Genomic DNA, 21,726 nt, shown 5'->3' with positions numbered 1-21,726 from the left:
CATCGATCCTTTGTGAACTACCCATTTCAAGAGCGCCCCCTTATGATGTCCCCCAGACTCTTTACCCTGCGATGACCCATGGCCGATTCTGCTTTTTTCTGCACCCTGTCCCATGAAGGCGTTCTTGCAGTCCGCGGCGCGGACGCCAGCAAATTCCTGCAAGGCCAATTGACCTGCAACCTCAATTACCTGAGCGACACCCAGGCCAGCCTGGGTGCCCGCTGCACGCAGAAAGGCCGGATGCAGTCGAGTTTCCGCATCGTGCTGCAAGGCGACGGCGTCCTGCTGGCGATGGCCACCGAACTGCTTGAGCCACAGTTGGCGGACCTGAAAAAGTACGCCGTGTTCTCGAAATCCAAACTGACCGATGAAAGCGCCGCCTGGGTCCGCTTCGGCCTCGATCATGGAGATGCCGCACTCAGCAGCCTGGGTCTTGAGCTGCCGGCAGACACCGACAGTGTCGCGCGTCATGAAGGTCTGATGGCCATTCGCGTCTCGCCGGATCGCGCTGAACTGTGGGTCGCTGCCGATCAGGCCGACGTCACCAAGGGCAAGCTGTCCGCCCTGCTGTCCGAAGGCACGCTCAATCAATGGCTGCTGGGCCAGATCCGCGCAGGGATCGGCCAGGTCATGCCGAGTACCCGCGAGTTGTTCATCCCGCAGATGCTCAACCTGCAAGCCGTTGGTGGCGTGAGTTTCAAAAAGGGTTGCTACACCGGCCAGGAAATCGTCGCGCGCATGCAGTACCTGGGCAAACTCAAGCGCCGCTTGTATCGCCTGAGCCTGGATGCCAGCGAATTGCCTGAACCCGGCACGCCCCTGTTTTCCCCGTCCCACGGCAGTTCGATCGGCGAAGTGGTGCTGGCCGCCAACGCCGGGCAAAACATTGAACTCCTGGCCGTGCTGCAAGCCGAAGCAGCAGAAGGTGGCGACATTCATCTGGGCACCCTCGAAGGGCCGGCCCTGCACCTGCTCGACCTGCCTTATCAACTGGATCGCGATCGCGAAATCCAGCGTTAACCGCAGCACTTGTTGCAACACCTAGAGAAAAGAAATGAGCGAGCTGGCGGATAAGGTCCAACAGGATTTGGTTGAGGCCATCGATAACGATGACCTGGTTCTGCCAACGTTACCGGAAGTGGCCCTGCAGATTCGCAAGGCCGCTGAAGATCCGGAAGTCAGTGTCAGCGCCCTGAGCAAAGTGATCGGCCGTGATACGGCGTTGTCGGCGCGCCTGATCAAAGTGGTCAATAGCCCGCTGCTGCGCGCGACTCAGGAAGTCACGGACCTGCACACGGCGATCACGCGGCTGGGCGTCAACTACAGCAGCAACCTGGCGATCGGTCTGGTGATGGAACAGATTTTCCACGCCCGCTCTGAGGTGGTGGAACAGAAAATGCGCGATGTCTGGCGTAAAAGCCTGGAAATCGCTGGCGTCAGCTATGCGCTGTGCCGCAGTTACACGCAACTCAAACCAGATCAGGCAGCCCTTGGCGGACTGGTGCATCAAATTGGCGTGCTGCCGATCCTGACGTACGCCGAAGACCATTACGAATTGCTGTCTGACCCGGTCAGCCTCAACCACGTCATCGACCGCATTCATCCCTTGATCGGCGACAAGCTGCTCAGGGTCTGGGAATTTCCGGAAATGCTGGTGCAGTTGCCGGGGTTGTACCTGGATTTCAAGCGCCAGTCGGAGCGGGTCGATTATGTCGATCTGGTTCAGGTGGCAAGCCTGTATTGCCACAAGGACACCGACCACCCGCTCGCCCGTATCGATGCGTTTAACGTCCCGGCCTTCAAGAAATTGGGGATCGATCCGGAAAACGAGTCGATGTGCCGGGATCTGGAAGAATCGCGCTCGATGTTTTACTAAAAGCTTCGCGGGCAAGCCTCGCTCCTACAAGGATCGCGCAATATCTGTAGGAGCGAGGCTTACCCGCGACGAGGCCCGTACAAATACCTCACTCCCCCGCGATAAAACTCACCCGCACCTTCAACCCCGCTGACTCTCCATCATGCAGACTGATCTGCGCCAGGTGCGCGCGACAAATCTCACCCACAATCGCCAACCCCAGCCCCGAGCCTGCGACCTGCTGATTACGCCGGTAAAAGCGCTCGAACACCCGATCCCGCTCATCAATGGGAATCCCCGGTCCGTCATCTTCGACCTCCAGCACCGCCGGTGCCGTGACCCGCAGAATCACATTGCCGCCCGGCGGCGTGTGCGCGAGGGCGTTGTCCACCAGATTGCTCAGCAATTCGTTCAACAACGTCGGCTCGCCGCGCAGCCACACCGGCTCGTCCGCCTCCAGTGCCAGCGCTACGCCGCGTGCGTGGGCCAACGGCGCCATGGCCATGCCCAGCTCGCGCGCCAACTGACTCAGGTCCAACAACTGCGCGCCGCCCTCGGCAATCGCTCGAGCCCCGTTCTCAACCCGCGCCAGCGAAAGCAATTGATTGGCCAGGTGAGTCAGGCGATCGGTGCCTTGGGCAGCGGTTTCCAGGGTGCTGCGCCAGGTTTGCGGTTCGTTTGAACGCAGGCCCAGTTCGAGTCGCGCCTTGAGCGCCGCCAATGGCGTACGCAGTTCATGGGCAGCGTCGGCGATGAACTGCGCCTGGCGCTCGAACTGCCCGCGCAGGCGCTCGGTAAAGTGATTGAGCGCACGCACCAGCGGCCACAATTCATGCTGCACTTCCACCAGTGGCAATGGCCGCAAATCATCCGACTGACGCTCTTCCACCGCCGTGCGCAAGCGCTCCAGCGGACGCAACGCCGCGCTGACCGCGAACCACACCATCAGCAACGCACCGACCGCCAGCATGCCCAGACGCAGCAAGGTGTCCGCCGCCAGACTGCGGGCCATGGCGACCCGCGCCTCGTCGGTTTCGGCCACGCGGATTTCCGCCATACCGTTCATGTTCGGCTCGCTCACGGGTTTTAGCAGGCTCACCACGCGCACGTTCTGCCCACGGTATTGGGCGTTATAGAAACGTGCCAGCGCCGGATAGTCATCGGTCCGCGGCGTTCCCGGAGGCGGTGGCGGGAGGTTTTCGTAACCGGAAATCAGCTTCTGATTGATGTCGTTGACCAGATAGAAAATCCGCCCGGCGCTGTCGTAGGCGAAGGTGTCGAGGGCTACGTAAGGCACGTCGGCGCTGAGGCTGCCATCTCGCTGGGACACGCCGGCGGCAATGGTCCGCGCCGACGCCAGCAGGGTCCGGTCATACGCCGTGTCAGCAGCTTCGCGACCATTCCAGTACGCGCTCAAACCACTGGCCAGCATTAACACCACCAACAACAGCGCGAGGTTCCACAACAACCGCCAGCGCAGGCTGCTGGGCTTATGCATCGCGGCTTTCCAGCAAATAGCCGAGGCCGCGGAAGGTCACGATGGCGACCGGTTGACCGTCGAGTTTCTTGCGCAGGCGATGGACGTAGATTTCGATCGCATCCGGGCTGGCTTCCTCGTCCAGGCCAAACACTTGAGCGGCCAGTTGCTCTTTGCTCATCACCCGACCGGGCCGGGCGATCAACGCTTCGAGGACTGCCTGTTCGCGGGAGGTCAGGGTCAGCAATTCTTCACCGAGGGTGAAGCGCCGAGTGTCCAGATCATAGGCCAGCACGCCGCAGCGCTGTTGACGCTCGCCCCCCAGCACACTGCGCCGCAACAAGGCTTTGACCCGGGCTTCGAGTTCGGTCAGTTCGAACGGTTTGGCCAGGTAATCGTCGGCGCCGAGATTGAGCCCATGCACCCGGTCCTTGACGTCGCTGCGCGCGGTCAGCATCAGCACCGGCAGGTTTTTGCCCCGGGCCCGCAGGCGCGCCAGCACTTCGAAACCATCCATGCGCGGCAGGCCGACATCGAGGATCGCCACCGCGTATTCCTCGCTGCTCAAGGCCAGGTCGGCCGCCACGCCGTCGTGCAGCACATCCACGGTCAGCCCGGTGCTCTTGAGCGCCTGGGCGACACTTTCGGCGAGCTGCAGATGGTCTTCGACGAGCAGAACACGCATGGATCTTTACCTCATTCAGGGATGGTCGACGCCATTCTTTGGCGCGGAGTTTACAGCCGCATCCGCCGCTGTGAAGCCTGAAAACTGTGAAAGCCAACTGAAAGGTTAGTGAAAGGTTGGCCCGTTAGAGTCGGCCCACGGATGGTTTCGACTGCAGACCACCCGATCGTGCTTTGAAATGTAGCTCCCGAAAAACGCCTTGATGCGTTTTCGCCAATAAGAACAATAACGAGGTACTGCACCATGCTGGCCAGACAGCTTCAGGTTTACCCGCCCCGCCCGTTTATTCAATCCCCATCGTTCACGCTTGCCAGCGCCGTTACCGGCTGCACGGCGCGAAACCGCCGCACCTGAAACATCCCCAAAAACAAAAACTCCCGTGGAGACAACAATGAATCGATCACTGCGCCGTTTCGCTCTCGCCGCCAGCTGCATGCTGTTCGCCGGTCAACTGATGGCCGAACCAAAACGCCCGGAATGCATCGCCCCGGCCTCGCCAGGCGGCGGTTTCGACCTGACCTGCAAACTGGCGCAAAGCGCGCTGGTGAACGAAAAACTGCTGACCAAACCGATGCGCGTGACCTACATGCCCGGCGGTGTCGGCGCGGTGGCGTACAACGCGGTGGTTGCTCAACGTCCGGCGGATGCCGGCACGCTGGTGGCGTGGTCCAGCGGCTCGCTGCTGAACCTGGCCCAAGGCAAGTTCGGTCGTTTCGATGAAACCAACGTTCGCTGGCTGGCCGCCGTCGGCACCAGCTACGGCGCCATCGCAGTGAAAAGCGATTCGCCCTACAAGTCCCTGGACGATCTGGTGCAGGCGCTGAAGAAAGATCCGAGCAAAGTGGTGATCGGTTCCGGCGGCACCGTCGGCAGCCAGGACTGGATGCAGACCGCGCTGATCGCCAAGGCTGCCGGGATCAACCCGCGCGACCTGCGTTACGTCGCCCTCGAAGGCGGCGGTGAAATCGCCACCGCCCTGCTCGGCGGCCACATCCAGGTCGGCAGCACCGACATCTCCGACTCCATGCCGCACATCCAGAGCGGTGACATGCGCTTGCTCGCCGTGTTCTCCGAGAAGCGCCTGGACGAGCCGGAAATGAAAGACATTCCAACCGCCAAAGAGCAAGGCTACGACATCGTCTGGCCAGTGGTTCGTGGTTTCTACCTCGGGCCGAAGGTCAGCGACGAAGACTACGCCTGGTGGAAAGAGGCCTTCGACAAACTGCTGGCGTCCGAAGACTTCGCCAAGCTGCGCGATCAGCGTGAGCTCTTCCCGTTCGCCATGACCGGTCCGGAGCTGGACACCTACGTGAAGAAGCAAGTCGCGGACTACAAAGTGCTGGCCAAAGAGTTCGGCCTGATCCAGTGATCGCCTCTGTCTAGCGGCTGCGGCCCCCGATTTGCGGGGCCGTGGCACAGGAGTTTCCCATGCTCTTACAACGCATTTTTGCTTCGGTGCTGTTGCTGGCCTGTGTCGGCCTGGCACTGATGGCCTGGCCGTACCAGGCGGCTTTTTCCTACGAACCGGTGGGCCCTCGCGCGTTTCCGCTACTGATGCTCGGTTTGATGGGGCTCGGCTTGCTGTACATGATGTTTCGGCCGACGCCGATCATCCACAGCGACGACGACCCGAAACTGGACCGTGAAACGCTGATCAAGATCGGCATCTGTGTGGTGTTGTTGCTGGTGTTCGCCGGCACCTTCGAACCCCTTGGTTTTATCGTCGCCAGCATCCTGATCGGCGTCCCCATGGCTCGCCTGTATGGCGGTCGCTGGCTACCGAGCGCGTTGATCATCAGCCTGATGGCCATCGGTCTTTACCTGCTGTTCGACAAGTTGATGGACGTGCCACTGCCCTTGGGCGTACTCGACGTCCTGGAGAACTGATATGGATACTCTTGGCTATTTGGGTCAGGGCTTCGGCGTTGCGCTGACCCCGTATAACCTGGTGACCGCGCTCTGCGGCACCCTGATCGGTACCGTTGTCGGCCTGCTGCCCGGCCTGGGCCCGATCAATGGCGTGGCGTTGTTGATCCCGATCGCGTTCGCCCTGGGCCTGCCGCCGGAGTCGGCGCTGATCCTGTTGGCAGCGGTTTACCTGGGTTGCGAATACGGCGGCCGGATCAGCTCGATCCTGCTGAACATTCCCGGTGAAGCGTCCACCGTCATGACCACCCTCGACGGCTACCCGATGGCCCGCAAAGGCTTGGCCGGTGTAGCGCTGTCGCTGTCAGCGTGGAGTTCGTTCATCGGTGCGTTCATCGCCACCTGCGGCATGGTGCTGTTCGCGCCGTTGCTGGCGAAATGGGCGATTGCCTTCGGTCCGGCGGAATATTTCGTGCTGATGGTGTTTGCAATTGTCTGCCTTGGCGGCATGGCCGGCGATCGTCCGTTGAAGACGTTCATTGCCGCCCTGATCGGTCTGTTTCTGTCGACCGTCGGCATTGACGCCAACAGCGGTGTGTACCGTTTTACCGGGGACAACATCCATTTGACTGACGGCATTCAGTTCGTCGTTCTGGTATTAGGCCTGTTCTCGATCAGTGAAATTCTCCTGCTGCTGGAAAAAACCCATCGTGGCCAGGAAGCGGTGAAAGCCACCGGCCGGATGATGTTCAACTTCAAGGAAGCGTCGTCGGTGTTCGTGGTGAACATCCGGTGTGGCCTGTTGGGGTTCATCATGGGCGTGTTGCCGGGTGCGGGCGCGACCCTCGCCAGCGCTGTGGCCTACATGACCGAAAAACGCATCGCCGGCGCCAAAGGCACGTTCGGCCAAGGTGACATGCGCGGCCTCGCCGCCCCGGAAACCGCCATCGGCGGTGCGGCCTGCGGCGCGCTGGTGCCCATGCTGACCCTCGGCGTTCCAGGCTCGGGCACCACGGCGGTGATGATCGGCGCGCTGTCGCTGTACAACATCACCCCCGGACCGCTGCTGTTCCAGCAACAACCGGACATCGTCTGGGGCCTGATCGCCTCGCTGTTCGTCGCCAACGTCATGCTGGTGATCCTCAACATTCCGATGATCCGCATCTTCACCCGCATCCTTGCCGTGCCGAACTGGGCGCTGGTGCCAGTGATCGCGATCATCACCGGGATCGGCGTCTACGCGGTGCACGCCACCACCTTCGACCTGTTCCTGATGATCGGCATCGGCATCTTCGGTTACATCCTGCGCAAGCTAGACTTCCCATTATCGCCCGTGCTGCTGGGCTTCATCCTCGGTGGTTTGATGGAGCAGAACCTGCGTCGCGCGCTGTCGATCTCCAACGGTGCGCTGGAAATCCTCTGGTCGAGCCCGATCACGTTCGGCGTCTGGGTGCTGACCGCGGTCATGCTGCTGATGCCGATCCTGCGGATCTGGCGCAAACGTTCGGTTGCCCGGCGCGTTATCGCCGATGTCTGATCGAACACCCTTCAAAGCCTGGTGGGGTACGCCGCTGGTCGGCGCGCTGGGCGGTTACCTCGCCAGTCTGGTCGGCTGGCCGCTGCCGTGGATGGTCGGCTCGTTGCTGGCGATCATCCTGGTGCGCTGCCTGACGCCCTGGCAACTGGCGGAAATCCCTGGCGGCCGCAAGTGCGGCCAGTGGGTGGTCGGCATCGGTATCGGCCTGCACTTCACCCCGGTGGTGATGGAGCAGGTGTTGAGTCACTTCGGTCTGATCTTCTTCGGTGCATTGATCACCAGCCTGTCCGCCGTGGTCGGGGTCTGGTTGATGCGGCGCACCGGGGAGGATCGCGCCACCGCGTTCTTTTCCAGCATGCCGGGCGGCTCCGGCGAGATGGTCAACCTCGGCGCACGCAATGGCGCGGTGCTCAGTCGCGTGGCGGCGGGGCAAAGTTTGCGAGTGTTGGTGGTGGTGCTGTGCGTGCCGGCGGCCTTCAAATACTTGCTGGGTTACGGCGCACCGGTCTTGCACCCAAGCACCGTCAATGGGTGGTGGCTGGCCCTTCTATTCCCGGCAGGTGCGCTGGCGGCCTGGCTCTGGGAACGTCTTCGTCAACCCAATCCGTGGCTGTTCGGGCCGTTGCTGGTGAGTGCGGCGGTGAGCATTGGTTGGGATTTGCACATCGGTTTGCCCAATGGTGGCAGCCAGATTGGTCAATGGCTGATCGGCAGCGGTTTGGGTTGTCATTTCAATCGGCAGTTTTTCCGGCGGGCGCCTTCCTTTATGGGCAGGACCTTGATCGGGACGGTGTTGACCATGTTGATCGCCACGGCGGCGGCATTGGGATTGAGTGCGCTGACGCATCTGGATTTGCGTTCGCTGACGCTGGGCATGATGCCCGGCGGCATTGCTGAAATGAGCCTGACGGCGGAGACATTGCAGTTGTCGGTGCCACTGGTGACGGCGATGCAGGTGATGCGGCTGTTGTTTGTGCTGTTTTTGGCGGAGCCGTTGTTCAGGTATTGGAATCGCGAGCCGGAACCAGACCGGTAGACCGAGTTGTCACCTTCGCGGGCAAGCCTCGCTCCTACAGGTCCAGTGCAAGTCCCGTAGGAGCGAGGCTTGCCCGCGAAGCTTTTAGACTGGCGGCAACCGCCACTCGATCGGCGTTTCGCCATTCTGCTCAAGAAACTTGTTGGTCCGGCTGAAGTGCCCGCAACCGAGAAAGCCGCGATAAGCGGACAACGGTGACGGATGCACCGACGTCAGCACCAGATGCTTGGTCGCATCGATCAATTTCTGTTTGCTCTGTGCATGCGCGCCCCACAGCATGAACACCAGATGCGGTTGCTGCTCGCTGACCACTTCAATGATCCGATCCGTAAAAAACTGCCAGCCCTTGTCCTTGTGCGCATTGGCGTTGGCCCGCTCGACCGTCATGGTGGTATTGAGCATCAACACGCCCTGCTCGGCCCAGCTCTGCAGGTAGCCGTGATTGGGAATGTCGATGTTCAGGTCGCGTTTCAACTCTTTATAGATGTTCACCAGCGACGGCGGCGTCGGCACGCCCGGTTGCACCGAGAAGCACAGCCCGTGAGCCTGTCCCGGGCCGTGATACGGGTCCTGGCCGAGGATGACGACCTTGACCTTGTCCAGTGGCGTGGAGTTAAGTGCGTTGAAAATCATTGGGCCCGGCGGATAGATCTCCTTGCCGGCCGCACGCTCCTGCTGCAGGAAATTACGCAACTCTGCCATGTAGGGCTGGTCGAATTCGGCACGTAGCGCCTCCTTCCAGCTCGGTTCGAGTTTGATACGGTCGTCAGCAGTCATGGTTACATCCGGCAAAAACAATGGGGCGAACCCTAGGAAAGCCCATCACGCTTGTCAATTGATCTGACGCAGATCCGGCACTTTCCTGTACAGCGATCATACTGAACGCTCAATTTCCCTATCGAGGTCACGATGAATCTGCACTTCGAAGAACTCACCGGCACCGACGGCGCGCGCATCGGCGTTGCCAGCCTGGATGCCGAAAAGTCGCTCAACGCCCTCTCCTTGCCGATGATCAACGCCCTCAGCGATCAGATGGACGCGTGGGCCAAGGATCCGCAAATCGTCTGCGTACTGTTGCGCGGTAATGGCGCCAAGGCCTTTTGCGCCGGCGGCGAAGTGCGCAGCCTGGTCGAAGCCTGTCGCGCTCATCCGGGCGAAGTGCCGCCCTTGGCCGCGCACTTTTTTGCGGCGGAATATCGCCTGGACTTCAACCTGCACACCTACCCCAAACCGCTGATCTGTTGGGGCCATGGTTATGTGCTGGGCGGTGGCATGGGGCTGCTGCAAGGGGCAAGCATCCGGATTGTCACGCCGAGCAGCCGTCTGGCGATGCCGGAGATCAGCATCGGTCTGTACCCAGATGTCGGCGCCAGCTGGTTCCTGTCACGGCTGCCCGGCAAGCTCGGCTTGTTTCTGGGGCTGACCGGCGCGCACATGAACGGTCGCGATGCGATCGACCTGGACCTGGCCGACCGCTTCCTGCTCGATGAACAGCAAGAAGAGCTGATCGAAGGCTTGCTGCAATTGAACTGGCAGGAACAGACGCCGATGCAACTCAACAGTCTGCTCAAGGCCTTGCAGCAGGAAGCCGTCGCGCAAATGCCCGAAGCGCAGTGGCTGCCGCGACGCCAGAAAATCGATGAACTGCTGGATGTCAGCGATGTGCGCTGCGCCTGGAAAGCCATCAGCCATCTGCGTGACCATGCGGATCTGCTGTTCAGTCGAGCGGCAAAAACCATGACCGAGGGCTCGCCCCTGACCGCGCATCTGGTGTGGGAACAGATTGCCCGCGCCCGGCACATGTCGCTGGCCGAAGTCTTTCAGATGGAATACACGATGAGCCTCAATTGCTGCCGTCACCCGGAGTTCAGCGAGGGGGTGCGGGCGCGATTGATCGACAAGGATCAGAAACCTCATTGGCACTGGCAGGACGTCAACACAGTGCCGGATGCGGTGGTGGAAGCGCACTTCCATAAGGTCTGGGAAGGCCGGCATCCGTTGGCCGATCTGACGGAATACTAAACAAAATGTGGGAGCGGGCTTGCTCGCGAAGAGGGTGTGTCAGTCGACATTAATGCCGTCTGATACACCGCCTTCGCGAGCAAGCCCGCTCCCACAGGTATTGCGTTTAACTGATGAGGTTAACGGTGGCCGCCTCGGCCATCGTGATCGCCGCGACCGTTATGGTCGCCTCGTCCGCCGTGATTGCGTCCGCCGTTACCACGGTTGTCGTTGCTCCATCCACCGCGGTTACGGCCGTCCCAACCATGGGCCCGGTAGTCGCCTCGTTGCGACTGGTAATAACGAGGTGCTGGTTGATAAACCCGCGGCTGATGGTAATACCGCGGAGTTGGCTGGTAATACCGCGCAGGGGGCGCGTAGTACCGGCGTGGCTGCGTGTAATAACCCCCGCCGCCTGAATAATAAGGGCCGCCGCCGGAATAATAGGCGGGCGCTGGCGAGGTATAGACCTCGGAACTGTAGTAGCTGCCTCCTCCATCGGAATAGGGCACGCACGCACCAAGAGACAATCCCACTACTGCAATCAGAAGAATTCGGCGGAGCTGTTTTCGACAGAGCATGGCGGCCTCCTGGACCGCGAGTGAGCCACACCAGCGACGCTGGCGGGCGACAGTCAATTATTCGGTGACTGTCGAAAGATCAGACATCGATTTCGAAATCTGGTGCGTTCTTGAAACAGATTGAAACAAGTCGCCGATGAAAGGTTTTTCATCATTCAGCCACTGATTAATGGTGGCCACCTCGATATCCACCGCCGTAATAACGAGGCCCGTGTCCACCCCAATAGTAATAGCGATAACCGCCATAAAAGCGCGGACCGTAGTAGTAACGCGGTCCGTAATAGTAGGAATAGGGTGAATAGCCGGGGTAGTAATAAGGCGCGGAATAAACATCGTAGCCACCGGCGTAGTAATAGCAGCCGGACAACCCAAGACCGAAAACCACACCGAACAACAGTCGACGAAACATGGCGGCCTCCTGAAAGACCACAACCGGAACAGACCCGCTGACACCACTTTTGACTGGCAATCCCAAGACGAGTGCCGAACGGCCCGGACCTTCAGATCAGCGGCCGACCCGATCCATTGCGGTGCACCCACGCACCATCACAAGGCAACACCGCCTCCCCTGCCCAAAGCGCTGATCGCGTAACTCCCCACGCTAGAGCCCTCCAGCCGACTTGGCACGGCTCTCGCTTTAGCAAACCCGTGCAGGAGTCATCACAAGGTTCGCGGCACCACAATTTGCAATGGCTGACTAGGGTTCCGGCTCGCTTAGGCGAGTGGCTGGTCCGAGAGTTGGCGACCTCCAGTTGAGGTTACACGGCGGGAAAAAAGCCCGGGAGACAAGCCACCGTTCGCGGTGCCGCGTTGACTCCTGCCCGCCCTTGATCAACTGGAGAACCACCCATGCTCAAGCTTCGTTTACCCGCCCTGCTCGCCGCTGCATTCGCAGCCCTCGTGAGCGTCTCGTCCCAGGCCGCCCAAAAAGACCACTTCAGCGTCTGCTGGACCATCTACGCCGGCTGGATGCCGTGGGAATACGCCGGCAGCCAAGGCATCGTCGACAAATGGGCGAAGAAGTACGGCATCAAGATTGATGTGGTGCAGCTCAACGACTACGTCGAATCCATCAACCAATACACCGCTGGCCAGTTTGACGGTTGCACCATGACCAACATGGACGCACTGACCATTCCGGCGGCCGGTGGCGTCGACAGCACCGCGCTGATCGTCAGCGACTTCTCCAACGGCAACGACGGCGTCGTACTCAAGGGCGATGGCAAGAAAGTCACCGACCTCAAGGGCATGGACGTCAATCTGGTCGAACTGTCCGTCTCGCATTACCTGCTGGCACGGGCGCTGGACTCGGTCGATCTCACTGAGAAAGACCTGAAAGTGGTCAACACCTCCGACGCCGACATCTCGGCCGCCTTCAACACCGATCAGGTCAACGCCGTCACCACCTGGAACCCGATGCTCTCGGACATCAAGGCCAAGCCCGGGGTGACCGAAGTCTTCAACTCCAGCCAGATCCCCGGCGAAATCATGGACATGATGGTGGTCAACAGCGCCACCCTCAAAGACAACCCGGCCCTGGGCAAAGCGCTGACCGGCGCCTGGTTCGAAGTGGTCGCGCTGATGAACGCGAAAAACGCCGCCAGCAAGGTCGCGCTCGAACACATGGCCAAAGCCTCGGGCACTGACCTGGCCGGTTTCCAGTCGCAACTCGACACCACCAAATTGTTCGCCACACCCAAGGAAGCCCTGGACTTTTCCACCAGCAAGCAGCTGCCGGAAACCATGCGCAAAGTCGCCGAGTTTTCGTTCCAGCACGGCTTGCTGGGTGAAGGCGCCAAGGACACCAGCGCGGTCGGCATGGCCTTCGCCAATGGCGTGACCAGTGGCGACAAGACCAACCTCAAGCTGCGCTTCGACCCGACCTACGTGCAGATGGCCGCTGACGCCAAGCTGTAAACCGGAGGACTGGCCATGCGCCTGATCAATCGCCACCCGGATCGCCCGAGTCGCCTGTTGCTGGTGATCCTGCCGTTCGCCCTGGTGCTGTTCGCCTACTTCATGGGCTCGGCCGAGCGGCTGACGGACAACCCCAACGACAAGCTGTTGCCAAGCGCCTTACAGATGACCGACGCGGTGAAACGCCTGGCCTTCACCGCCGACACCCGCACCGGTGAATACCTGTTGTGGCAAGACACCGCGTCCAGCCTGCGCCGCCTGGCCATCGGCCTCGGTATCAGCGCGCTGGCCGGACTGTGCCTGGGCATCGCCGCCGGGACCTTGCCGCTGTTTGGCGCACCGTTGTCGCCGCTGTTGACGGTGTTATCGATGGTGCCGCCGCTGGCGATCCTGCCGATTCTGTTCATTGTGTTCGGGTTGGGGGAGTTGTCGAAAGTGATGCTGATCGTCATCGGCATCACCCCGTGCCTGGCCCGTGATCTGGAACAACGCGCCCGGGAAATTCCGGTCGAGTTGCTGATCAAGGCCCAGACCCTCGGCGCTTCAACCTGGACGCTGATGTTGCGCGTGGTGCTGCCGCAATTGTTGCCACGCCTGCTGATCTCGCTGCGCTTGATGCTCGGCTCGGCGTGGTTGTTCCTGATCGCGGCCGAAGCCATCGCCTCCACTGATGGACTCGGCTACCGGATCTTCCTCGTGCGCCGTTACCTGGCGATGGACGTGATTCTGCCGTACGTGGTGTGGATCACCCTGCTCGCCTGGCTGATGGATTGGGGCCTGAAGCGCCTGACTCAGCGTGCGTTCCCCTGGTATGAAGGAGCCCGCGCATGAGCTTCATCACGGTAAAAAACGTCTGGCAGCAATACGCCGATCAGGTGGTGCTGGAAGGGTTGAACCTCAGCGTCAACGAAGGTGAGTTCTGCACCTTGGTCGGCGCGTCGGGTTGCGGCAAATCGACCTTCCTGCGGTTGCTGCTCGGCCAGGAACGCGCCAGTCGCGGCGAGATTCTACTGGATGGCCAGGCCCTGGCCGGCGAGCCGGATGCCAGCCGTGGCGTGGTGTTCCAGCGCTACTCAGTGTTCCCGCACCTGACCGTGCTGGACAACGTCGCCCTCGGCCTCGAACTGCCACGCTCGCCGCTGCTCGGACGCTTGTTCGGCAGCGCTAAAAAAGAAGCCCGCGAACAGGCCTCGGTGCTGCTGCACAAAGTCGGCCTCGGCCACTCGCTGGACAAGTACCCGGCGCAGCTCTCCGGCGGCATGCAACAACGGCTGGCCATCGCCCAGGCGCTGATCATGAAACCCCGGGTGTTGCTGCTCGACGAACCGTTCGGTGCGCTCGATCCGGGCATCCGCAAAGACATGCACGCCTTGCTGCTGGAGCTGTGGCGCGAGACGCAACTGACGGTGTTCATGGTCACCCATGACCTGTCCGAGGGTTTCAGCCTCGGCACCCGTTTGCTGGTGTTCGACAAGGTCCGCGTCGACCCGCACGCCCCCGGCGCCTATGGCGCGCGCATCACCTACGACATCCCTTTGAACAGCGACCGCCGCGTCAATCGCGCCGCCGTCGACGCCTTGCCGGCTGAGCTGGCGGGCACGCTTCGCATCGCTTAGAGGAATTTTGAAATGACTGATTCGACTCAACTGTTCCCGCCCTTCGCCGAAGAAATGCTCCCCGGTGGCGGCCATCGTTCTTTCGTGTTGAAGCGCGGCCAATTGCTGCGCCTGACCGACTTGCGCGGCGGCGCCAACGTCAGCCTGACGCTGCTCAATGCCAATGAAAAAACCGAGCGCCTGAACCTGCCCGACAGCCTCAAATGCCAACACACCGCCAAGCTCACCACTGGCCATTGCCTCTACTCGGACATGGGCCGCGTGCTGGCCGCGATCACCGCCGACACCTGCGGCTGGAGCGACAGCCTCGGCGGTGTGTTGTGCGCTGAAGAAGTCGAAGAGAAATACGGCGCCGGCCGCTATCAGGAACTGCGCAACGGCTTCTTTCGCAACGGCACCGACAACCTGTTGGTGGAACTGGGCAAATGGGGGTTGGGCCTCTCCGATCTGTTGATGACCCTCAATCTGTTCAGCCGCGTGAACGTCGATGAGGCCGGGCGTTTCCACTTCGTCGAAGGCAACTCGAAGGCCGGCGACTACATCGAGTTGTACGCGCCGATGGACACGCTGGTGGTGCTGACCGCGCTGCAACATCCGATGGACCCGTCGCCGGACTACGCCCCCAAACCCTTGAAACTCAGCTGGATGAACGCCGACGCCAGCGTCGCCGAACACTGCCGCACCTCGCGCCCGGAAAACGAGCGCGGCTTCATCAACACCGACCGCTTGTTCGCCTGAGGATCGCTGCCATGTCACTTGCTATCGCTACCGCTCAACAGTCTCCCGAAACCGCGGTCTACCGCGCCACCATCCCGGCCGGCGAACCGTGGCTGATGGAAGTGAAGGCTGGCCAGACCCTGCGCATCCTCGACCTGGAAGGCAATCAGGCCGTCGATACCTTGTTCTACAGCGTCGCCAATCCCAAGGAACGTTATGACGTGCAGCGCACGTTGCGCCGGCAGAACAGCGTCTACCTGAGCACCGGCAGCGTGCTCTATTCCAATCTCGGCAAACCGATGCTGACCATCGTCGCCGACACCTGCGGGCGTCACGACACCCTCGGTGGCGCCTGCGCACAAGAGAGCAACACCGTGCGTTACGCGCTGGAAAAACGCTACATGCACAGCTGCCGCGACAACTACCTGCGCGCCTGCGTCCACGACGGGCGACTGGGCAAGGGCGACATCGGACCGAACATCAACTTTTTCATGAACGTGCCGGTCACGGCGGACGGTGGGCTGACCTTTGAAGACGGCATTTCGGCGCCGGGCAAATACGTCGACCTGCGGGCGGAGATGGATGTGATCGTGCTGATCTCCAACTGCCCGCAACTGAACAACCCGTGCAATGCCTACAACCCTACCCCCGCGGAGCTGCTGGTATGGAACTGAAAATGGCGCGGTTGCGTAGATGGTTGTTTGCCCTGTGCCAGGCGCGTTCAGGCCAGTGCCTCAAGCCTCAAAAACACCACTAATCCCACTGTGGGAGCGGGCTTGCTCGCGAAGAGGCCGTCACATTCAACATTGATGTCGACTGCCACGCCGCTTTCGCGAGCAAGCCCGCTCCCACAGGGGTTCGGTGGTGGTTTTGAGTGAAGTGATTCTGCCGTCGGGGACGACCCCGGCGCTCATCGAAAAACTGCGGGACGGCCCGCATCCCCTTCAGGGGTTATGCCATGTTCGAAAAAGTCCTGATTGCCAACCGTGGCGCCATTGCCTGCCGCATCCTGCGCACCCTGCGTGAAGTGCAGGTCAAAGGCGTTGCCGTTTACTCCGAAGCCGATGCCGCGAGCCTGCACATTTTGCAAGCCGATGAAGCCCACAGCCTCGGTGAAGGCGCGGCCGCCGGCACCTACCTGGCGGTCGACAAAATCCTCGCCATCGCCAAAGCCTCCGGCGCCACGGCGATCCACCCCGGCTACGGTTTCCTTTCGGAAAACGCCGCGTTCGCCGAGGCTTGCGAAGCCGCCGACATCGCTTTCATCGGCCCGACGCCGGAGCAGTTGCGCGTGTTCGGCCTCAAGCACACCGCGCGCGCCCTGGCCAAGCAACATGGCGTGCCAATGCTCGAGGGCACCGAGTTGCTCGACAGCCTCGACGCGGCGCTGATTGCGGGTGAACAGGTCGGCTACCCGGTGATGCTCAAAAGCACCGCCGGCGGTGGCGGCATCGGCATGCGCGTATGCCGCAGCGCGGCCGAATTGAGCGAATCCTTCGAAGCGGTCAAACGCCTTGGCCAGAACAACTTCAGCGACGCGGGTGTGTTCATCGAGAAGTACATCGAGCGCGCTCGCCATCTGGAAGTCCAGGTGTTCGGCGACGGTCGCGGCGAAGTGATTGCCCTCGGCGTGCGTGACTGCTCGGTGCAACGGCGCAACCAGAAAGTCCTCGAAGAAACCCCGGCGCCAAACCTGCCCGACGGCATGGCGGAAGAGCTCTGCGCGGCGGCGATCAAACTGGCGAAAGCGGTGAATTACCGCAGCGCCGGCACCGTAGAGTTCGTCTTCGACAGCGAAGACCAACGTTTCTACTTCCTGGAAGTGAACACCCGTTTGCAGGTGGAACACGGCGTCACCGAGCAAGTGTGGGGCGTCGATCTGGTGCGCTGGATGGTGGAATTGGCGGCCGGTGATTTGCCGTCGTTGAGCGACCTGAGCCAAGGCTTGAAAGCCGACGGTCATGCGATTCAGGCGCGCTTGTATGCCGAAGATCCGGGTCGTGATTTCCAGCCGAGCCCAGGCTTGCTGACAGCCGTGAACTTCCCTGCCGCCGATGGCAAACACCTGCGCATCGACACTTGGGTCGAGGCCGGCTGCGAGATCCCGCCGTACTTCGATCCGATGATCGCCAAGGTCATCAGCTGGGCGCCGAGCCGTGAAGAGGCGCGTGCCGATTTGCATCAGGCGCTGGGTGAAAGCTTGCTCTATGGCGTGGAAACCAACCGCGATTACCTGCGGCAAATTCTGCTCGATGCGCCGTTCGCCAGCGGCCAGCCGTGGACCCGTTGCCTGGAAGGTCTGGTCTATCAGGCCCACACCTTTGAAGTACTCAGCGCCGGCACCCAGACCAGCGTTCAGGACTATCCCGGCCGCCTCGGTTACTGGGCCGTGGGCGTGCCGCCGTCGGGCCCGATGGACAGTCGCGCGTTGCGCCTCGGCAACCTGTTGCTGGGCAATGACGAAGGCGCCGCGGCGCTGGAAATCACCATGAGCGGGCCGTTGCTGCGCTTCAATTGCGACGCGGTGGTGGCGGTCACAGGCGCGGTCATTCCGCTGAGTTTGAATGGTGAAACCGTGGCGATGAACACAGCGCTGCTGATCCCGGCCGGCGCCACGTTAAGCCTCGGCACGATTGCCGGTGCCGGCGCTCGCAGCTACCTGTGCCTGCGCGGCGGCCTGCAAGTGCCGGATTATCTGGGCAGCAAAAGCACGTTCACGCTGGGTCAGTTTGGTGGGCATGGCGGTCGTGCGTTGCGAGCGGGTGACGTGTTGCATGTGCCTGCTTTGCTCGACCGTAATGTCGGCCAGCAACTGGACCACGTCACCGAGTTGCCCACAGTGCGGCAGATCCGGGTGATTTACGGGCCGCATGGCGCGCCGGAATATTTCACCGAGAACTACATCGGCACTTTCTTCGCGACTCAATGGGAAGTGCATTTCAACTCCAGCCGTACCGGCGTGCGATTGATCGGGCCGAAGCCGGAATGGGTGCGGGCCGATGGGGGTGAAGCAGGGCTGCACCCGTCGAACATTCATGACAATCCGTATGCCATTGGGGCGGTGGATTTCACCGGGGACATGCCGGTGATCCTGGGGCCGGATGGTCCGAGTCTGGGCGGGTTCGTTTGCCCGGTGACGGTGATTGAGGCGGATCTTTGGCAGCTTGGGCAACTCAAGGCTGGAGACAAAGTGCAGTTCCACCCCGTCGATCTCAAAACCGCCCGCAACCTCGCCTTGAAATGGAATACCCCTTGTGGGAGCGGGCTTGCTCGCGAAAGCGGTGTGTCAGACACATCAATGTCGACTGACACGACCTCTTCGCGAGCAAGCCCGCTCCCACAGGGATTTGTGTCGCCTGTGGTGTTGGATTTGGGTCAGGGGGATACGCGACTCGTTGCGAGGTTGTCGGGGGATACTCACCTGCTGCTGGAAATTGGCGCACCAGAACTTGATCTGGTCCTGCGCTTCCGCGCCCACGCCCTGATGCAAGCCCTGGAAAGCAAAGCCCTGCACGGTGTCATCGACCTCACCCCGGGCATCCGCTCGTTGCAAGTGCACTATCAGCCCGAGCAACTTCCGTTGGCCGATCTGCTCGGCATTGTCGCCGGTGAATGGGACGCCGTGTGCGCCGCCAAAGACCTGCAAGTGCCCTCACGCATCGTGCATTTGCCGCTGTCCTGGGACGACCCGGCCTGCCAGTTGGCGATCGAAAAATACATGACCACCGTGCGCAAGGACGCGCCGTGGTGCCCGAGCAATCTGGAGTTCATCCGCCGCATCAACGACCTGCCGAACCTCGACGAAGTGCAGCGCACGGTGTTTGACGCCAGCTATCTGGTGATGGGTTTGGGCGACGTCTACCTCGGCGCACCGGTCGCCACCCCGCTCGATCCGCGTCATCGTCTGGTCACCACCAAGTACAACCCGGCCCGCACCTGGACCGCGGAAAACTCGGTGGGCATCGGTGGCGCCTACATGTGCGTGTACGGCATGGAAGGCCCCGGCGGTTATCAGTTCGTCGGGCGCACGTTGCAGATGTGGAATCGCTATCGTGAAGTCGCCGCGTTCGACGGCAAACCGTGGCTGCTACGCTTTTTTGACCAAATCCGTTTCTACCCGGTGAGCGCTGAGGAACTGCTGCGCATCCGTCGGGATTTCCCGCTCGGGCGCTTCAATCTGAGCATCGAGCACAGTCAGCTGAACCTCGCGGAGTACCAGGCCTTTCTGACAAAAGAAGCCGAGACCATCGCCGCGTTTCGCGATCAGCAACAAGGCGCGTTCAACGCCGAGCGCGAACGCTGGATTGCCAGCGGCCAGGCGCATTTCGACAGTGAAGAACCGGCCCCGGAAGCGGCTGAAGACGCACCGCTCGCCAGCGGTGAAATGAGCGTAGACAGCCACATCGCCGGCAATCTCTGGCAGGTTCAGGTCGAGACCGGCAGCCGCGTCGCCGCCGGGGATGTGCTGGTGATTCTGGAGTCGATGAAGATGGAAATTCCGCTGCTCGCGCCCATGGCGGGTGTGGTGCGCGAGATTCGTGTGCAACCGGGTTCGGCGGTGCGCGCCGGACAGCGCGTCGTGGTGCTGGAACTCGACTGATCCCATTTTGAAAAGGAATGACGCCATGAATATCAATCTGCAACTCGACGCCCTGCGCAGCGCTTATCGCGTCGGCAACATCACGCCCCGTCAATTGCTGCTGAGCCTGCGCGACAAAGCCGCGGCGCTGAATCCGGACTATCACCTGTTCATCCACTTGCTCAGTGTTGAAGAACTGGAACCGTACCTCGCCGCGCTCGACGGTCGCGACCTCGAGAGCCTGCCGCTGTATGGCGTGCCGTTCGCGATCAAGGACAACATCGACCTGGCGGGCATTCCCACCACGGCGGCGTGCCCGGCGTTTGCATATGTTCCGGAACGTTCGGCAACCATCGTCGAGCAGTTGCTGGCGCTGGGCGCGATTCCGCTGGGCAAGACCAACCTTGATCAGTTCGCCACCGGGCTGAATGGCAGCCGTTCGCCGTATGGCGCGTGCCCGAACAGCGTGTTGCCGGAGTATCCGTCGGGCGGGTCCAGCGCAGGATCTTCGCTGGCGGTGGCGCTGGGCGTGGCGAGTTTTTCATTGGGCACGGACACGGCGGGGTCGGGACGCGTGCCAGCGGCGCTGAACAATCTGGTCGGATTGAAAGCCACCAAAGGGCTGATCTCCACGGCGGGTGTGGTGCCGGCCTGCCGCACGCTCGATTGCGTGACGACGTTCACCGCGACCGCTCGGGAGGCCAGTCAGTTGCTGGCGCTCACCGCGCACCTCGACCCGCGAGATGAATACAGCCGCCGCAACCCGCTGTGGAATGACGGCTCGTCGTTTGGCATGCCGCGCCCCTTCCGCTTCGGTGTGCCGCGTGCGCAGGACCTGGAATTCTTCGGCTGCCCTGAAGGGCCATTGTTGTTCGGTGACGCCATCGATCGGCTCAAGGCCTTGGGGGGAGAAGCGGTGGAACTGGACCTGTCGCCGTTCCTCGAGGCGGCGCGTTTGCTCTATGAGGGCCCGTGGGTGGCCGAGCGTTACAGCGTCGCCGGCGAGTTGATGGAGCAGAATCCTGAAGCGGTGTTGCCGGTGATTCGCGCGGTGCTGGCCAAGGCACCGGCGGTGAGCGGCGTGCAGACGTTCCGTGCCCAGTATCGGCTGCAAGCCCTGAAAGCGCTGTGCGATCAGGCGCTGGAAAATCTTGATTGTGTCGTCACGCCCACCATTGGCCGCCCCGTTACGCTGGCGGAACTGGACGCCGAACCGGTGTTGCGCAATTCGGAACTGGGTTACTACACCAACTTCATGAACCTGCTCGATTACGCGGCCGTCGCCGTGCCGAGCGGTTTTATGGGCAATGGTTTGCCGTGGGGTGTGACGGTGTTTGGCCGGGCGTTTACCGACCAGTATCTGTTGGCGGTGGCGGATGCTCTGCAGCGCCGTTCGGCCGAGCCTGCACCGACGACTGTCGCTCGTAATGATCGCGCGCGGCTGGTGGTGTGTGGCGCGCATCTGGATGGGTTGGCTCTGAACTGGCAACTGAAGAAGCGTGGGGCTCGGCTGGTCGAGACGACGTTCAGTTCGCCGGATTATCAGCTGTATGCGTTGGCCGGTGGGCCGCCGTTTCGTCCGGGGATGGTGCGGGTGAAGGACGGCGGCGTGGCGATTGCGGTGGAGGTGTGGGAGTTGCCGAGCAGTGAGTTGGGCTCGTTCCTGACCGGGATCCCGGCGCCACTGGGGCTGGGCAAGGTGCAACTGGCGGATGGGCGCTGGGAGAGTGGGTTTATTTGTGAGGGGTACGGGTTGGAGGGAGCCGCCAATATCAGCCATTTGGGTGGATGGCGTGCGTATCTGAAAACCCTGCAGTGATCTCTCGATTCGCGGGCAAGCCTCGCTCCTACAGGTTTAG

General features: G+C 61.6%; 19 protein-coding genes and 1 riboswitch. Of the genes, 14 read left to right on the top strand and 5 right to left on the bottom strand.

Annotated features, from left to right (window positions below; genetic code table 11):
* The first annotated feature begins 78 nt into the window (after window positions 1-78).
* Window positions 79-1,020, top strand: coding sequence for a CAF17-like 4Fe-4S cluster assembly/insertion protein YgfZ (gene ygfZ, locus ACA049_RS07040; protein ID WP_497334185.1), 942 nt, complete (start codon window positions 79-81; stop codon window positions 1,018-1,020).
* Window positions 1,021-1,054: 34 nt separating this feature from the next.
* The gene (locus ACA049_RS07035; protein ID WP_497334183.1) at window positions 1,055-1,876 is read left to right on the top strand and encodes an HDOD domain-containing protein; all 822 of its coding nucleotides are present in this window, start codon (window positions 1,055-1,057) and stop codon (window positions 1,874-1,876) included.
* Between the two features lie 88 nt (window positions 1,877-1,964).
* Here the strand turns inward: ACA049_RS07035 and ACA049_RS07030 are convergent, their stop codons facing one another.
* Together ACA049_RS07030 and ACA049_RS07025 are read right to left on the bottom strand one after the other, a co-directional pair.
* Window positions 1,965-3,353 (bottom strand): sensor histidine kinase, encoded by a 1,389-nt coding sequence (locus tag ACA049_RS07030; protein WP_403098955.1) that lies wholly within the window; start codon window positions 3,351-3,353, stop codon window positions 1,965-1,967.
* The gene (locus ACA049_RS07025) at window positions 3,346-4,017 is read right to left on the bottom strand and encodes a response regulator (protein WP_007898613.1); all 672 of its coding nucleotides are present in this window, start codon (window positions 4,015-4,017) and stop codon (window positions 3,346-3,348) included. Before ACA049_RS07025 ends, ACA049_RS07030 begins: the two co-directional genes overlap by 8 nt.
* A 391-nt stretch (window positions 4,018-4,408) precedes the next feature.
* Between ACA049_RS07025 and ACA049_RS07020 the strand changes: the two genes are divergently transcribed.
* From ACA049_RS07020 to ACA049_RS07005, 4 genes are read left to right on the top strand one after another with little or no spacing between them, the layout of a single operon-like run.
* Window positions 4,409-5,386, top strand: coding sequence for a Bug family tripartite tricarboxylate transporter substrate binding protein (locus ACA049_RS07020; protein WP_109628390.1), 978 nt, complete (start codon window positions 4,409-4,411; stop codon window positions 5,384-5,386).
* A gap of 59 nt (window positions 5,387-5,445) precedes the next feature.
* Window positions 5,446-5,904, top strand: coding sequence for a tripartite tricarboxylate transporter TctB family protein (locus tag ACA049_RS07015; protein ID WP_497334181.1), 459 nt, complete (start codon window positions 5,446-5,448; stop codon window positions 5,902-5,904).
* Window position 5,905: 1 nt separating this feature from the next.
* Complete coding sequence (locus ACA049_RS07010; protein ID WP_497334179.1) at window positions 5,906-7,420, top strand: tripartite tricarboxylate transporter permease; 1,515 nt, start codon at window positions 5,906-5,908, stop codon at window positions 7,418-7,420.
* Window positions 7,413-8,456 carry an AbrB family transcriptional regulator gene (locus tag ACA049_RS07005; protein WP_497334177.1) on the top strand — a complete coding sequence of 348 codons (1,044 nt, stop codon included), beginning with the start codon at window positions 7,413-7,415 and terminating at the stop codon, window positions 8,454-8,456. Before ACA049_RS07010 ends, ACA049_RS07005 begins: the two co-directional genes overlap by 8 nt.
* Window positions 8,457-8,540: 84 nt before the next feature.
* Here ACA049_RS07005 and ung read toward each other — a convergent pair whose 3' ends face one another.
* Complete coding sequence (gene ung / locus ACA049_RS07000) at window positions 8,541-9,233, bottom strand: uracil-DNA glycosylase (RefSeq protein ID WP_497334175.1); 693 nt, start codon at window positions 9,231-9,233, stop codon at window positions 8,541-8,543.
* A gap of 132 nt (window positions 9,234-9,365) precedes the next feature.
* Here ung and dspII point away from each other — a divergent pair, with 132 nt between their 5' ends.
* Entirely contained in the window at window positions 9,366-10,478 is a 1,113-nt protein-coding gene (dspII, locus tag ACA049_RS06995) for an enoyl-CoA hydratase/isomerase DspII (RefSeq protein ID WP_497334173.1), read from the top strand.
* A 119-nt stretch (window positions 10,479-10,597) separates the two neighbouring features.
* Here the strand turns inward: dspII and ACA049_RS06990 are convergent, their stop codons facing one another.
* Entirely contained in the window at window positions 10,598-11,038 is a 441-nt protein-coding gene (locus ACA049_RS06990) for a hypothetical protein (RefSeq protein ID WP_497334171.1), read from the bottom strand.
* A gap of 166 nt (window positions 11,039-11,204) precedes the next feature.
* Window positions 11,205-11,447 (bottom strand): hypothetical protein, encoded by a 243-nt coding sequence (locus tag ACA049_RS06985; protein WP_497334169.1) that lies wholly within the window; start codon window positions 11,445-11,447, stop codon window positions 11,205-11,207.
* Between the two features lie 277 nt (window positions 11,448-11,724).
* A riboswitch (guanidine-I (ykkC/yxkD leader) is annotated at window positions 11,725-11,825 on the top strand.
* 62 nt (window positions 11,826-11,887) lie between these two features.
* Here ACA049_RS06985 and ACA049_RS06980 point away from each other — a divergent pair.
* From ACA049_RS06980 to atzF, 7 genes are all read left to right on the top strand, one after another.
* Entirely contained in the window at window positions 11,888-12,955 is a 1,068-nt protein-coding gene (locus tag ACA049_RS06980; RefSeq protein WP_497334167.1) for a putative urea ABC transporter substrate-binding protein, read from the top strand.
* 15 nt (window positions 12,956-12,970) lie between these two features.
* On the top strand, window positions 12,971-13,786 hold the full coding sequence (locus tag ACA049_RS06975) for an ABC transporter permease (protein ID WP_497334165.1): 816 nt from the start codon (window positions 12,971-12,973) through the stop codon (window positions 13,784-13,786).
* Complete coding sequence (locus tag ACA049_RS06970; RefSeq protein WP_497334163.1) at window positions 13,783-14,571, top strand: ABC transporter ATP-binding protein; 789 nt, start codon at window positions 13,783-13,785, stop codon at window positions 14,569-14,571. The genes ACA049_RS06975 and ACA049_RS06970 overlap by 4 nt, the downstream gene beginning before the upstream one ends.
* A 12-nt stretch (window positions 14,572-14,583) precedes the next feature.
* On the top strand, window positions 14,584-15,309 hold the full coding sequence (locus ACA049_RS06965; protein ID WP_497334161.1) for an urea amidolyase associated protein UAAP1: 726 nt from the start codon (window positions 14,584-14,586) through the stop codon (window positions 15,307-15,309).
* An 11-nt stretch (window positions 15,310-15,320) separates the two neighbouring features.
* Window positions 15,321-15,962, top strand: coding sequence for an urea amidolyase associated protein UAAP2 (locus ACA049_RS06960; RefSeq protein ID WP_077749606.1), 642 nt, complete (start codon window positions 15,321-15,323; stop codon window positions 15,960-15,962).
* 284 nt (window positions 15,963-16,246) lie between these two features.
* Complete coding sequence (uca, locus tag ACA049_RS06955) at window positions 16,247-19,888, top strand: urea carboxylase (RefSeq protein ID WP_497334159.1); 3,642 nt, start codon at window positions 16,247-16,249, stop codon at window positions 19,886-19,888.
* Window positions 19,889-19,913: 25 nt separating this feature from the next.
* On the top strand, window positions 19,914-21,686 hold the full coding sequence (atzF, locus tag ACA049_RS06950; RefSeq protein WP_497334157.1) for an allophanate hydrolase: 1,773 nt from the start codon (window positions 19,914-19,916) through the stop codon (window positions 21,684-21,686).
* Window positions 21,687-21,726: the final 40 nt, after the last annotated feature.

The sequence above is a fragment of the Pseudomonas sp. LBUM1662 genome (assembly GCF_059695915.1).
Note: the sequence above shows the minus strand (reverse complement) of the source record. Positions and strands in the feature narration are given on the sequence as shown.

What these genes read in the sequence shown, in the direction of transcription:
- ung (WP_497334175.1), bottom strand. Translation starts at nt 9,233, where the DNA reads ATGACTGCTGACGACCGTATCAAACTCGAACCGAGCTGGAAGGAGGCG.
- ACA049_RS07025 (WP_007898613.1), bottom strand. Translation starts at nt 4,017, where the DNA reads ATGCGTGTTCTGCTCGTCGAAGACCATCTGCAGCTCGCCGAAAGTGTC.
- ACA049_RS06990 (WP_497334171.1), bottom strand. Translation starts at nt 11,038, where the DNA reads ATGCTCTGTCGAAAACAGCTCCGCCGAATTCTTCTGATTGCAGTAGTG.
- dspII (WP_497334173.1), top strand. Translation starts at nt 9,366, where the DNA reads ATGAATCTGCACTTCGAAGAACTCACCGGCACCGACGGCGCGCGCATC.
- ACA049_RS07020 (WP_109628390.1), top strand. Translation starts at nt 4,409, where the DNA reads ATGAATCGATCACTGCGCCGTTTCGCTCTCGCCGCCAGCTGCATGCTG.
- ACA049_RS07030 (WP_403098955.1), bottom strand. Translation starts at nt 3,353, where the DNA reads ATGCATAAGCCCAGCAGCCTGCGCTGGCGGTTGTTGTGGAACCTCGCG.
- ACA049_RS06960 (WP_077749606.1), top strand. Translation starts at nt 15,321, where the DNA reads ATGTCACTTGCTATCGCTACCGCTCAACAGTCTCCCGAAACCGCGGTC.
- ACA049_RS07005 (WP_497334177.1), top strand. Translation starts at nt 7,413, where the DNA reads ATGTCTGATCGAACACCCTTCAAAGCCTGGTGGGGTACGCCGCTGGTC.
- atzF (WP_497334157.1), top strand. Translation starts at nt 19,914, where the DNA reads ATGAATATCAATCTGCAACTCGACGCCCTGCGCAGCGCTTATCGCGTC.
- ACA049_RS06985 (WP_497334169.1), bottom strand. Translation starts at nt 11,447, where the DNA reads ATGTTTCGTCGACTGTTGTTCGGTGTGGTTTTCGGTCTTGGGTTGTCC.
- ACA049_RS07035 (WP_497334183.1), top strand. Translation starts at nt 1,055, where the DNA reads ATGAGCGAGCTGGCGGATAAGGTCCAACAGGATTTGGTTGAGGCCATC.
- ACA049_RS07010 (WP_497334179.1), top strand. Translation starts at nt 5,906, where the DNA reads ATGGATACTCTTGGCTATTTGGGTCAGGGCTTCGGCGTTGCGCTGACC.
- ACA049_RS06975 (WP_497334165.1), top strand. Translation starts at nt 12,971, where the DNA reads ATGCGCCTGATCAATCGCCACCCGGATCGCCCGAGTCGCCTGTTGCTG.
- ACA049_RS07015 (WP_497334181.1), top strand. Translation starts at nt 5,446, where the DNA reads ATGCTCTTACAACGCATTTTTGCTTCGGTGCTGTTGCTGGCCTGTGTC.
- ACA049_RS06970 (WP_497334163.1), top strand. Translation starts at nt 13,783, where the DNA reads ATGAGCTTCATCACGGTAAAAAACGTCTGGCAGCAATACGCCGATCAG.
- ACA049_RS06965 (WP_497334161.1), top strand. Translation starts at nt 14,584, where the DNA reads ATGACTGATTCGACTCAACTGTTCCCGCCCTTCGCCGAAGAAATGCTC.
- ACA049_RS06980 (WP_497334167.1), top strand. Translation starts at nt 11,888, where the DNA reads ATGCTCAAGCTTCGTTTACCCGCCCTGCTCGCCGCTGCATTCGCAGCC.
- uca (WP_497334159.1), top strand. Translation starts at nt 16,247, where the DNA reads ATGTTCGAAAAAGTCCTGATTGCCAACCGTGGCGCCATTGCCTGCCGC.
- ygfZ (WP_497334185.1), top strand. Translation starts at nt 79, where the DNA reads ATGGCCGATTCTGCTTTTTTCTGCACCCTGTCCCATGAAGGCGTTCTT.